Raw genomic sequence first — 12676 nt, 5'->3', positions numbered from 1 at the left:
TTACATGAAAAGATTTACAGCTTTTTTAAGGTGGGTGATGGTCATAATATTGGCAGGTTGTTCAGATGGCAATACAACTAGTATGACAGGAAAACAACCACCGGCTGCTTTTGTTCACATTGGAGATAAAAAATACGAAACGAAACTTGGATCTTATTGCTGGAAATCAAATTCCTCAGCTGTGTGTGCAGATACAGCTGGTCCTGTTGATCTTGTAAGCGGGGAAGAGCCTATACAGGTAAAACCTGGAGAAGAGATCTCTGTTGAATTGAATTTCAGCCGTAAACCAAACGAGGTTCATATTTCACAGTTTAAAGATAATCAGGAAACTAAAGTAAAAATGAACAATAACCACTTTAAAGCCCCTTTAGAAGAAGGAACTTACATATACGGTTATAGTGTTTGGTGGATGTCTGAAAAAGAAAAAGATGTTTCTGATGGAGATGCACAGTATGCATTTGCTCTTGAAGTAAAATAAAAAGCCTTCCTGAGTGGAAGACTTTTTTATTTTGCGTGAATTGAGCTCCGGTGATACCGACTCGCGGAAATTATAACCAAAACTCGCGGGATTATAGTCCGATCTCGCGGGAATAAATCCAATATTTCCGGAATTAACCCGAAAGTTTCCGGAATTAATGGATATAATACCCTGCATGGTTTAAGTTGGGCCAACTTATGAAACTCAAAACGGCAATGATTTTGCTCTTTTACGCTTGTTTTCTCTCTTCTTCAACGTCTTCGTCTTCTGCATCCTCATCAAATGGTGTATCAAACTCAGAAGGAGAGGCAGTGAATAGAGAGATTCCCACTATACTTATCAGCCCTGCAGACATTCCGTAAAGAATTGGATTTGTAGCTGTTAGTCCTTCGAAAAATAAACCAGCCAAAACAACAATGGTTGAAATTAAGATGGCATAAAACCCAGAACTAGGTGTTGCACGTTTCCAAAAGAACGTCATAACAAGCGGGATAAATATCGCTCCAGAGAGAATCGCGTAAGCCACATCAAGTGCTACGAGAACATCCTGAATCCATATGGAAAAAGTAATCGCAATTAACCCGATCAAGAGTGTCGTGATTCTAGATGCTCTTATCATTTGTTTATCGGAAGGATTCTTTAAAAAATATTGCTTTAAAATGTCGTTCGTAATCAATGTTGAAGATGCAAGCAACGATCCAGAAGCTGTGGACATTAAAGCAGAACATACACTAGCCAATACGAGACCTAAGATTCCTGTTGGCAGAATAGTGAGAGCCATCTCTGCAAACGTGTTTTGCGGATTATCTAATGCTGGCAACACAAGAAACGCACACATTCCAATGATGCTTCCCGCAATCGCATAAGCAAAGCTATACACGCCTGCAAAGATTGAACCATTTCTTGCAATTTTACTAGACTTTGCAGTAAACACACGCTGCCAAATATCTTGCGAAACGACCATCCCAAGTGCAAACAGCAGGAAGTACTGAAAGATCTGCTGATAACCAATTCCAGTGAAATCTAAGTGAGATTGCGGCAGTTCAGATAATAGATTTCCTAAGCCATCTACTTTTGAAAGACTCATAGGAACCATGATGAAGAAGATCCCAATCGTCATTACAACAAATTGAATAATGTCTGTAACGGTAACACTCCACATTCCACCAAGAATGGTATAAAACAGTACGATGCCGCCACCAACAAGCATGGAGGTGGTGATGCCCCAGCCTAAAAGAACGTTAATAATGGTTCCCATCCCAATTACTTGAGTAACCGCGATCATGAGGGTGTAGATGGCTGCAACGATCGCACTTAAAAGGCGTGTTTCCGATTTGTATCGTTTTCCTAATAACTCACTAATTGTCGTAACTTTTAGTGAATCAATCTTTTTAATAAAAATAGTACCAAGAAGTATAATGCCTAAACCAATCATCGATACGAACCAGATTCCGGATATTCCGTACTGATACCCAAGCTTTGTTGTTCCAATCGTTGCTGCACCGCCTAGAATAACGGCAGACAAACAGCCAAGATACATGAACATACCGAGATTTCTTCCTGCAAGTGTAAAGTCCTCAGATGTTTTTGCTTTCGTTGAACCAATAATTCCCGCCCCAATCAATACAGCAAAATATAATAGGATAATAACCGTATCAAGTGTTTGCATGGTATAAAACCTCCTTTTTATTTAAGAAAATAGGCGATGCAGATTTAAGCATTTTGGAACTGTTCGCTCAATTGTGATGAAAGTTCAGCTTGATATTCATAAAGAGATTCTTCAAGGATAGCAAGTCCATGGTCAATTTGTTCTGAACTGACCGTAAGTGGAGGAATCATACGAATGACTTCTCCATGATTTCCGCATAGATAGAAAAGAACGCCTTTTTCTAAACACTTGTCCAAAATCGTCATGAGAGCATTTCCATCAGGCTTGCGAGTATTGGGGTCAACGATTTCGATGCCGATCATAAGACCAACTGCTCGGATGCTTCCGATCACAGGATGATCGTCCTTCAACTTCAGAAGTTTCTCATAAGCATAAGCTCCCATGTTCTTGGCGTTTTCTACAAGGCGTTCCTCTTTTAATACCTCTAACGTTGCGAGTGCGGCTTCACAGGCGATAGGGTTACCGCCAAATGTGGTTCCATGACTGCCAAGCGGCCATTGTTTCATCAATTCTTTAGAAGCAACAGTAGCACTTAAAGGAAGTCCAGACGCAATTCCTTTAGCAATTGCCATAATGTCAGGAGTCACACCAAAGGTTTGGGCTGCAAACCATTCTCCCGTTCGACCAAAACCTGTTTGCACTTCATCAAAAATAAGGAGAATGCCATGTTCGTCACATATTTCTCTAATTTTCTTCAACCAACCACTTGGAGGAACAATATAACCGCCTTCACCTAAAACAGGTTCTACGATCATACAAGCCACTTCTTCAGGCGTTACTTGATGATTAAAAAGTGATTCGAAATCGCGCTCAAGCTTCTCAATCACATAGGTTTCAGGGTCAACACCATCCGGCGCGCTCTTCACATCTGCATAAGGAACTTGATACGCAAGACCATTTGGCTGAAGGAACTTACGGTATTTGCTCTTAGATGTGGTAACGCTCAATGCCCCAAGAGAACGACCGTGAAAACAGCCCGTGAAAGAGATGACATAGGGTCTTTTTGTTACATGCTTTGCTAGTTTAAGAGCTCCTTCAATCGCTTCTGTGCCGCTGTTTGCAAAAAAGAAGCAATCTAAATTACCAGGCAGAACATTTGCTAATTCTTTTGACAGTTTCAGGATCGATTCATACATGATGACTCCTGAAGGACCGTGCATAAGATGGTCAGCTGCATTCTTTATGGCTTGAACCACTTTTGGGTGACGATGGCCAGTATTGGCCGTTGCGATACCAGAAGTAAAATCAAGATATTGCTTACCATCGAGTCCATAATAGTAGCAGCCTTCAGCTTTTACGACAGGCAAGTTTGGGTGATCTTTTGCCATACTTGGTGCTAATAGGTCAGGCATTTCGGTTACTAGGTTGCTCCAGTTGTTTGTTGACACAAGTATTAACCTCCTTGATATTCCATTCTCAGGTTGTATAAAAACTTTCTATACGGAATATCCATGCAAGTACTGTGCCAAAAAACTAAATAATCTGATATTTTTTCATTTTTCTCACAATAGAAGGCTGACTTGTGCCAAGTGCTTCTGCCATGCGTACAGTCGTTTTGTATTTTTTTCGGGCATTTAATAACACTTGTCGCTCCGTTTTCTCCATGATTTCTTTAAGCGTCTGAGCTTCATCTAAAGAGGGAGTGGGAGGAGATATCTCTTCTTTTAAATGATCAGGAAGCTGTTCAACCGTAATAAGAGTAGAAGGAGAGATTACGACTAATCGTTCCATAATATTAATCAATTCTCGTACATTTCCTCGCCATTCGTAATGAAGAAGATGATGGATGACAGCCTCATCCAACTTCTTGCTTCTGTTATATTTCTTCTCAAATTGCTCAAGCAGCATATGTATGAGCGGTACGATGTCCTCCGTTCTTGAGCGAAGAGGAGGAATGGTAACTGGAACAACGTTTAAGCGAAAATAAAGGTCTTCTCGGAACTGTTTATCTTGTATCGCTTTTTTGAGGTCTTTATTGGTAGCTGATATTAAACGAAAATCAACTTTTATCGGCTTCGTTCCACCTACACGATAGAACTGCTTTTCTTGAATGACTTTTAACACCTTTACTTGATGTGAAAGGGGGAGTTCTCCAATCTCGTCTAAAAAAAGTGTGCCTCCGTTTGAAAGTTCAATAAGTCCTACTTTCCCTTTTGTATGAGCTCCCGTAAAAGCACCAGCTTCATATCCGAATAATTCAGCTTCGAATAGTGAATCTGGAATAGCACCGCAGTTTACTTCAATAAACGGACCTTTAGCACGGTGGCTTTTATTATGTATAAATTTAGCTAATAGCGATTTTCCAACGCCAGATTCACCGAGGATTAACGCATTTACATCCACTTCCGATAATTGAAGTGCTGTGGAGACCACTTTTTTCATATCTTCGCTGTTGGCAATGATTCCAGCATCATGCAGCTGCTTGCTTCTTAAAAGACCGAGCTCTGTTTTTACTCGCTGCATTTCTTCTTCCATCGTAATCAAAAAATCTTTGTATTCAGCGAGTTCCGTAATATCGTGTGAGTAGCTGACAATTCTGTATAATTCGCCTTTTTCGTTATAAACGGGAATGCCAGTAACGAGCAGTTTCTTTCCTTTGTTTGTCGTTTGGACAAAGGTGATTTTCTTATTTTCTTTGACCACCATTGGAGTAAGGATAGGGGTAAACAAACCTTGTGCTTCAAGATCATAGACGGATTTTCCGATTAAACTTTCTGAGTCTACACCATAAATTTTACCGGTTACTTCACTAACCTTCAGGATTATTCCATCAACATTCGTTACTAAAATATCATCTTTTAAGGAATGAAGAATCTGTTCATTCTCGTTCCAAGTGTCAGTGGGGTTCATAATGATCAGTCCTTTTCAGTTATCTCTTAAAAATATCCATTTCTGAATAATTATTTATTTCTGAATAATTATATAATGAGATTTGAAAGTTGGATACTGGCTAAAGGAATTATTTTTAAAATAAATGTACTGGTTATAGGGAATGGACGTGACTCATTTGGGGAAATGAGCTGGCAAGGTCAAAGACAGAGGTAAATAAAAAAAGGACCATGTTACTGGTCCTTAGAGAGACTAAAACAATTCTGTTTTCAATTCGACATCAATATTTCCGCTTGTTGCTTTAGAATACGGACAAACACCGTGTGCAGTCTTCACTAGTTCTTCTGCTTCTTCCTGACTTACTCCATTAACCCCAACATTTAATACAACAGCTAGTTTAAATCCGCCATCAGTATCTTTCCCGATTGATACCTCTGCTGCCACTTTTGATTGAATTCGTTTTTTAGCTTGTCGGGCAACTAAGTTAAGGGCTGAATCAAAGCAAGCTGCATATCCTGCTGCAAATAGCTGTTCAGGGTTTGTTGCGTTCTCATTTCCAGATCCTCCAAGTGCTGTTGGCATTGCCAACTCGTGGTTTAACACACCATCGTCACTCTTTACCGTACCAGCTCTTCCACCCTCTGCCGTTGCTTTTGCTGTGTATAATGCTTCCATTTGTAACACTCCTTGTTTGTGTAAAATTTAATTGTGCACAATATAAATATTTCGTGATAATCATAACGCACACATAAATTGATGTCAAATGATTTAATTGCGCAAAATTAAATTGTGTTATAATAAATTAGATGATGTATGAGAAAGGAATTGTTATGAATAACGATCTACTAAAACTAGAGAATCAAATCTGTTTTAAGATTTATACAGCAGAACGAGAAATTACGAAACTGTATCGCGATCTACTTAAAGAATTAGACGTTACGTATCCTCAATATTTAGTATTGCTTCTATTATGGGAAAAACATTCGCTCACCGTAAAAGAATTAGGACAGCGCTTGTTTTTAGATTCTGGCACACTTACTCCGATGCTGAAACGAATGGAATCAAACGGATTAGTGGAAAGAAAGCGGTCAGCTGAAGATGAAAGAAGTGTCATTATCTCATTAACAGAAAAAGGGGAAACTTTAAAAGAAAAAGCGGAGTGTATTCCGAGTCAGCTTGTTGAAAATATCTCGATGAAAAGAGAAGAATTAACGCTTTTAAATAAAACACTCACATCAATGTTGGATCTGCTGCAAAATCAATCAAATTCAGAATAAAGAAAAGCGCTTAGAGAAACAAATCTAAGCGCTTTTCTTGTTCTTACATGAATACATTAAGAGTTACAAATGAACAATAAAGAAAAACTCACACAGAGGGATAAGTATGTTCAAAAAACGGCGAGAGAAAAAAGTTGAGGAAAAGAAGAACATCGAGGAACAACCTAAATCTAACCCTGAGAAGACCAATTGGGTGGAGGAACTTTCCACATCGAACGACTTTGTTAATGATCATACATCCTTTGAAAAAACAGAGCCATTTTGGATATCGTATTTTAGAACACTTGTTATGTCAGAAACGCTTCATAGAGATGTTGTTCCTTATCTATCAGTAAGTGATTCCTTAGAAAAAGTAAAAAATAATATACCCATTCAGCAAACAGTCGTAACATCAGACAAAAAATTAATAAAAGAAAAGTTATTGCAAGGTTTTGCCGCTATTCGGCTATCAGATCAAGATACAGAATGTTTATTGGTTAATGTTGCAAATAATAAGTTTAGAGATATTTCTTTTCCTATGATGGAAAGTACAGCACTCGGTCCTCAAGCTGGCTATGTAGAAGAAATGGATACAAACATTAACTTGATAAGAAAACATTTACCATCTTCAGATTTGCATGTTAAAGAACGGCAGATAGGTAAATTATCTTCAACAAAAGTGGCTGTCATCTATATGAACTCCATTGCGGACAAAGATAACGTTGATACAGTCTTACAACGAATAAATGATGTTCAATATGATCATATCTCAGATAGTTCTTACTTGGCATCTATGATTGAAGATAACACGAATTCTCTATTTCCGCAGATTATTCCAACAGAACGAACGGATAGAACCATTGCAGCACTCACAGAAGGCAAGATCGTAATCGTTGTTGATGGATCTCCAGATGTTTTAATCGCACCGATCACATTAGCAGAATCCGTTGTGGCTATGGAAGATTATTATGTACCTTGGTTAATTGCGAACTATTTGCGATTGGTTAGATTATTTGGTCTTTGTGTATCGATTGTGATTTCACCTCTTTACATAGCCGTTTTAACCTATCATTATGAGTTGATTCCGGCAAAGTTACTTGACTCATTAGTAGCTTCCAGAGCTGCAGTGCCGTTTCCACCAATAATAGAAGTTCTCATATTAGAAATAAGTGTTGAATTTATAAAAGAATCAAGTCTTCGTCTACCAACTAAAATTGGCACCACTCTAGGGATTGTAGGTGGGATTGTAATTGGACAGGCAATCGTAGAAGCCAAACTAACAAGCAGTATCTTAATCATTTTAATAGGCTTAAGCACGTTAGCTTCCTATACTTCAGCGATTTATAAGTTCAATAATTCTGTAAGGCTCGTAAAATATCCAATTATCGTAATGGCTCAATTCCTTGGATTAATCGGAATTGTCATCGGACTGAACTTCCTGCTTGCGCATTTATTACGGTTAACATCATTAGGACGGCCTTATATTGGATTTTATCCGTTTCGTAAAAACATGTTTAAGGATTTGTGGATACGCTTGCCGTTTTCTATGCAAAAAGAAAACCCCGATAATCTAAGACCACAAGTAAAACAAAGAGCTGTGTTCGATAGGAGGAGTCCAGGGCCGCCTTCTGATTTTGATGAATAACAGAAAGGAGGTTGAATGATCTTGCAAGTAAATATTAGGCACCAAGTATCACCCTATTTTTTGTTCTTTATCATAATAGGTGCACAAACAGGGGTAGGGATATTAGGGTTTCATCGAATTATTGCAAAAGATGCAGGCTATGACGCGTGGATCAGTGTTCTGATTGCTGGGGCAATCATTCAACTTATCATGGCCGTGATGATTCATCTTTTGTCTTCTGCAAATGGAGATATTGTGGATGTACATAACCATTTATACGGTAAATTATTTGGGTCGATTATGAGCGGAATCATTATGGTCTATTTCTGGTTGGCCGCTGTTAGTGTTCTCAGGGAGTATATTGAGATAATCCAAGTATGGATGTTCCCTACATTACCAACATGGGTACTCGCATTGCTGATTCTTTTATTATGCTATTACATTATATCTGGGGGTTTCCGTGTAGTGGCAGGCATATGTTTTGTAGCTGTCATATATACAATCCTTCTTTTCTTTAACCATTTTTACCTGCCTAGAAATTATATTCATATTGATAATCTGCTTCCTATATTGGATCATTCCTTAGTTGATCTATTACGATCTGCTAAAGAAACAAGTTATTCTATGGCAGGGTTTGAGATCATTTTAATGGTCTTTCCCTTTATAAAAAATGCTAGATCATCCCAAAAATTTGCTCATCTAGGCATCGCGTTTACGACTTTATTTTATACGGTAGGAGCTTTTACTACTTTTTTATTCATAAGTGAGAAACAAATACAGACTACCATTTGGGCAAGAATTAATATTAATACGTTAACAACCTTTTCGTTTATCCAAAGGATTGAGTATATTCTCACTTCGTTGTATCTAATTAAAATCGTGACGATCATAACGCTGATGCTATGGGCATCGAGCAGAGGCTTTAAAAAGATTTTTAAGAAAAAACAAAAAGCCCCTTTACTTGTCTTAATGGCTTTAAGTTTGGTGTTATGCCAGCTGCTGGATGACAGGTATATTCTTCATTCGTTCTTGGATATGATCTCAAGCATTTCACTAGCGTTATTTTATCTTTATATTCCTTTATTATGGCTTGTTTATATAGTGGTAAAAAAGAAAAAGAGGATATCGGGATGAAGTGCTTTTTCCTTTGCAATTCTATCGTATTAATCTTTGTGTTATCGGGCTGTCAAATCGTTCCCACACAAAATACAAATGAAATTAGTATTATTCAAGGTGTAGGATTCGATCTAACTTCTGATGAAAAATTATTGGGAACCATTGTGTACCCAGAATATAAGGTGGATGAAACTTCAACAATAGAAATATTAAAAGCTGAAGGGGAAACCGTTCAAGAAACCATCGATCGTTCTCAGAATGAAGTTCAATATCCCTTAGTCAGCGGCCAGCTTCGTATTGCATTGTTTGGTCAAAGCCTTGCAGAAAAAGGCTTGTTTCCATTTCTTGATACCATAAACCGCACACCCGAAATTGCAAGCACCATACAGCTCGCTATTATTGAAGGGGAAGCTTCGGAATTACTCTCGATAAAAAAATATGGAAAAGAAAACATTGCTTTGTATCTTTCGGATATGATTATCCAAAACGCCAAAATAGGAGAATTGCCTACTTCTGACCTTTCTATATTTTCTTACAACTACCATAATGACGGAAATGATCCATACTTGCCCCTCCTAAAAAAAGAAAAAGACAAAATTAAAATAAATGGGGTTGGCCTGTTTAAGGATGATCAATTAAAAACGACCTTGCCTATAAAGGATGTATTCACGCTAAAAATGTTGGTAGAACGTTTTAAAATGGGAACACATCAATACAAGATTGACGAAAATGAGTATGTTGTAATCAGCAATATCAAATCAACACCCCACTATAAGGTTAAAGTAATCAAAGGTATTCCTGAATTTAATATCAACATAAAAATGGATGCAAGAGTTCAAGAGTACAGAAGTATTGTTCGAAAGGCTACAGATAAAAAGAAAGTAAAAGAACTTCAAGTTCAAATAAAAAATAAGATTGAACAAGACGCTACAAGAATCATCAAGTTACTTCAAGAAAATGAGATTGATCCAATCGGTCTAGGTTCTAAATATGAAGCGCATTATCGTGATTTTGATTTAAAAAAGTGGAAAGAGCAATATCCAGATGTAAAAGTGAAAGTGAGTGCAGACTTAGAAATGATACACTCCGGTGTTGTTGAATAAAGGAAAAGGACTGCCCTGTAAAGGGCAGTCCTTCTTTCATTTGGTCAATTACTGTTATTCGCTTCATCGTCACGCATCAGCCAGCCTTCAAAGTGGCGCTTGACGTAATTTTCAGCATCTTGATAGCTATCGAACGATTCATCAACTGGATGTGTTTTATGTGTAATCAGCCATGTTTGATTATCTTCCGAATAGATCTTAGAAACTTCACGATGGTTGTTCACATACAAGCTGCCATCAGGATTTTCCTTCACGTTGTGTTCGTTCTTCGGTGCATCGATTCTTCTAGGCTGTTCATGGAATGCAGCAACAACAAACTTTTCAAACGCTTCAGAAGTCATGTTTCCACCTGAAGCTTTTGGATGTCCGCCGCCTCCGTACTGTTTCGCGTAGATCGAACAATCCACTTCATCATGTATCGTGCGTAATCCAATGCGCTTGTTCGCGATGTTTAAGATCACAATCAAGTCTAGATGAGGATTTTCACGATTGATCTCATTTCCAAGTTCTGAGTGATAGCGTTCTGCGTGAAGAATGCCAACCTTGTACGTTTTTTCTTCTGATCCTTCACCTAAAGACCAAGTATCCCAAATCTCAACCATCTGACGCTGTTTCTTTTTAATATAATCAGCGATGTTTTCTTCTTCTAAATCAAGAATAGTCGTTTCTGTTTCTGAGAACTGAAAAGAATCACCTTTCAAACGGTCCATGATCTGTTCCTCAAATTTATCAGGAGGCAGGATGAAGAATAAGTCGTTCAAACGTTTAGCTTCAACTTTCTGATCAAACCACTCCCATGTATCATATAAACGAACAAGCTCTACATACTCATCAAGAGCTCCTGTAGGTTTAAGTTTGCCGTTCTCAATCAAATATTCGTAGAAAAGGGAAGTGGCGCACGTTAAGCGTTCGTCATCGTAACGTACTTGAACATGTCCCCAGTCGAACCCATTGAAATGAAGAGCTGTAGCATGGTGGTCAATGAGCTTCACTTTTCCGCCAGCATTTGAGCGCTCATCAAGGCGCATCATCAAATCTTCGTTTACCGCGATATCTGTAATGATAATTTCTGTTTTTCTTTCTTTCGGATTATCAAGCAGCATCTCTACTCGGTCGTTGATCGTTCCATGAGAACAATACGAAATTTTGCAGTTGTCTCCAAAAGCCAGTTGTGCCAAGTAGCCGCACGATTTTCCGTCTAAATCATTGTGTGAAAATAAATGAATCATGTCAGTATCCTCTCTATTATGCTCTCTGTCTAGAGTATCGTCATAAAGCATAAAGTTCAACCTTAAAAAAATTTTCCTATAGAGATGCACTCATATATTTATCAGCAAGTTCGGCTGCTTTTTCATATTGAGAAGACTTCCTATAATAATGAAAGATTTCTTTTTCATAGATCATCAATAAAGATTCCTGTCCTGTTTCTTGCAAATGAGGAAGGAAAGTCGTTTCTAAATAGTGATAATAGGCCTCTGATTGAGAGTGGATAAGCATAATTTCGAGCAGGTGAAAAACAAGTAAGTATGTCTCGTTGTTTAATCTTTTTGCTAGTTTACGGCCTAACTGAATATGATTTCTCAGCACCGTTTTTTCAGTATCACCAAGGTGGATGGAACAATGCACAATGCCTCGTCTAGCACCTAGTTCAATGTGGGGAAGAGAATGCATAAGGCAGCCCTCTAATGCTTTTTCATATGCTACTCTGGCTTCTTCGTAAAGATGCTTTGCAGCAAAATCCACACCTAAGTTATGCCAGAGATTAACGACTTTCACATCTTCTTGGTACGTTTTGCAGCTTTTGATCAAAGCATGATAACGTTCTACTGTATCCTCAAAATGATAGACGTCATTGTATCCCATCTGAATCAACATGAGAGTCTCGGTATCAAGCATGCGTTTGAAATTATTTGTCGTTCTGAAATAGGAAAGTGCCAAGTTGCCATAATGATACGCTTTTACTTTAGCTTGAATCATATGGTAGGCAGAGGCGAGGTGATAATAAAATTCATGATTGTTATATTCAATCGGATTAATGTTAGTCAGATGCCGAATCGCTTCTTTTATTTTGCCGATATTTATGTAAAAGATGCCCAACGTATGCTCGAGTAAATGTTTTTCATAACGATCAAGCAGTCCTAACTGCTGCTGACAGCTATCTAATATTTCTTTTCCTTTCTGCATGTTGCCTTTTGTAAGAAGATAACGAGCAAGAAGAATACGATACGAGTTCTGAACCTCTGAAAGATGAATATAGGCATTGTTTTCAATCTCTTCTTTTAGTGTTTCTAATTCACCTAGCTGCTGCTTTACCATGACCTCTAACCACTCATGCAGTTTTTTTTCCAATAGCTCATATTGTTCCATTTCTTGATTTAAATCAATGTTTAACCTTCCGCAGATCAATGAAATTATCTCAGAGGAATATTGAGTAATACCTCTTTCAATCTTGCTAATATGAGTGACAGAGCAAATGCCTTCTCCAAGCTGTGTTTGTGTTAAACCAGCCCTTTCGCGATACAATTTGATGATTAAACCTTCCTTCATGTATCATCACTCCGTTTGTAGGTTGTTTTTCCTATAGTAGCACGATTTTTTATT

General features: G+C 38.0%; 11 protein-coding genes. 5 read left to right on the top strand and 6 right to left on the bottom strand.

The window, feature by feature from the left end; genetic code table 11:
- Positions 1-4 precede the first annotated feature (4 nt).
- A complete protein-coding gene (locus QUF49_RS13805; RefSeq protein WP_289496204.1) occupies positions 5-478 on the top strand; it encodes a hypothetical protein in 474 nt (157 codons plus the stop codon).
- Between the two features lie 229 nt (positions 479-707).
- Here the strand turns inward: QUF49_RS13805 and QUF49_RS13800 are convergent, their stop codons facing one another.
- The 4 genes from QUF49_RS13800 to QUF49_RS13785 all read right to left on the bottom strand — a co-directional run bounded on the left by QUF49_RS13800 (position 708) and on the right by QUF49_RS13785 (position 5651).
- Positions 708-2147 carry a sodium:solute symporter gene (locus QUF49_RS13800; RefSeq protein WP_289496203.1) on the bottom strand — a complete coding sequence of 480 codons (1440 nt, stop codon included), beginning with the start codon at positions 2145-2147 and terminating at the stop codon, positions 708-710.
- A gap of 44 nt (positions 2148-2191) precedes the next feature.
- Complete coding sequence (locus QUF49_RS13795; RefSeq protein ID WP_289496202.1) at positions 2192-3535, bottom strand: aspartate aminotransferase family protein; 1344 nt, start codon at positions 3533-3535, stop codon at positions 2192-2194.
- An 85-nt stretch (positions 3536-3620) separates the two neighbouring features.
- Positions 3621-4997, bottom strand: coding sequence for a sigma-54 interaction domain-containing protein (locus QUF49_RS13790; protein WP_289496201.1), 1377 nt, complete (start codon positions 4995-4997; stop codon positions 3621-3623).
- Between the two features lie 231 nt (positions 4998-5228).
- On the bottom strand, positions 5229-5651 hold the full coding sequence (locus QUF49_RS13785; protein ID WP_289496200.1) for an organic hydroperoxide resistance protein: 423 nt from the start codon (positions 5649-5651) through the stop codon (positions 5229-5231).
- Positions 5652-5806: 155 nt separating this feature from the next.
- On the opposite strand from QUF49_RS13785, the gene QUF49_RS13780 reads away from it, so the two are divergent.
- The 4 genes from QUF49_RS13780 to QUF49_RS13765 all read left to right on the top strand — a co-directional run bounded on the left by QUF49_RS13780 (position 5807) and on the right by QUF49_RS13765 (position 10075).
- Positions 5807-6253, top strand: coding sequence for a MarR family winged helix-turn-helix transcriptional regulator (locus QUF49_RS13780; RefSeq protein WP_289496199.1), 447 nt, complete (start codon positions 5807-5809; stop codon positions 6251-6253).
- A gap of 106 nt (positions 6254-6359) precedes the next feature.
- Positions 6360-7877 carry a spore germination protein gene (locus QUF49_RS13775; protein WP_289496198.1) on the top strand — a complete coding sequence of 506 codons (1518 nt, stop codon included), beginning with the start codon at positions 6360-6362 and terminating at the stop codon, positions 7875-7877.
- A gap of 15 nt (positions 7878-7892) precedes the next feature.
- A complete protein-coding gene (locus QUF49_RS13770; RefSeq protein WP_289496197.1) occupies positions 7893-8990 on the top strand; it encodes a GerAB/ArcD/ProY family transporter in 1098 nt (365 codons plus the stop codon).
- Positions 8942-10075, top strand: coding sequence for a Ger(x)C family spore germination protein (locus tag QUF49_RS13765; RefSeq protein ID WP_289496196.1), 1134 nt, complete (start codon positions 8942-8944; stop codon positions 10073-10075). The genes QUF49_RS13770 and QUF49_RS13765 overlap by 49 nt, the downstream gene beginning before the upstream one ends.
- Before the next feature lie 44 nt (positions 10076-10119).
- On the opposite strand, the gene QUF49_RS13760 is transcribed toward QUF49_RS13765, so the two are convergent.
- Entirely contained in the window at positions 10120-11304 is a 1185-nt protein-coding gene (locus tag QUF49_RS13760) for a DHH family phosphoesterase (RefSeq protein WP_289496195.1), read from the bottom strand.
- A 76-nt stretch (positions 11305-11380) separates the two neighbouring features.
- Entirely contained in the window at positions 11381-12622 is a 1242-nt protein-coding gene (locus QUF49_RS13755) for a helix-turn-helix domain-containing protein (protein ID WP_289496194.1), read from the bottom strand.
- Positions 12623-12676 lie beyond the last annotated feature (54 nt).

Source organism: Fictibacillus sp. b24 (genome assembly GCF_030348825.1).
Lineage (GTDB): Bacteria > Bacillota > Bacilli > Bacillales > Fictibacillaceae > Fictibacillus.
This window is presented reverse-complemented; position numbering and strand designations above follow the sequence as displayed.

Coding starts and splice junctions, on each gene's coding strand:
- QUF49_RS13765 (WP_289496196.1), top strand. CDS start 8,942: ATGGCTTGTTTATATAGTGGTAAAAAAGAAAAAGAGGATATCGGGATG.
- QUF49_RS13800 (WP_289496203.1), bottom strand. CDS start 2,147: ATGCAAACACTTGATACGGTTATTATCCTATTATATTTTGCTGTATTG.
- QUF49_RS13770 (WP_289496197.1), top strand. CDS start 7,893: ATGATCTTGCAAGTAAATATTAGGCACCAAGTATCACCCTATTTTTTG.
- QUF49_RS13805 (WP_289496204.1), top strand. CDS start 5: ATGAAAAGATTTACAGCTTTTTTAAGGTGGGTGATGGTCATAATATTG.
- QUF49_RS13775 (WP_289496198.1), top strand. CDS start 6,360: ATGTTCAAAAAACGGCGAGAGAAAAAAGTTGAGGAAAAGAAGAACATC.
- QUF49_RS13760 (WP_289496195.1), bottom strand. CDS start 11,304: ATGATTCATTTATTTTCACACAATGATTTAGACGGAAAATCGTGCGGC.
- QUF49_RS13755 (WP_289496194.1), bottom strand. CDS start 12,622: ATGAAGGAAGGTTTAATCATCAAATTGTATCGCGAAAGGGCTGGTTTA.
- QUF49_RS13785 (WP_289496200.1), bottom strand. CDS start 5,651: ATGGAAGCATTATACACAGCAAAAGCAACGGCAGAGGGTGGAAGAGCT.
- QUF49_RS13780 (WP_289496199.1), top strand. CDS start 5,807: ATGAATAACGATCTACTAAAACTAGAGAATCAAATCTGTTTTAAGATT.
- QUF49_RS13790 (WP_289496201.1), bottom strand. CDS start 4,997: ATGAACCCCACTGACACTTGGAACGAGAATGAACAGATTCTTCATTCC.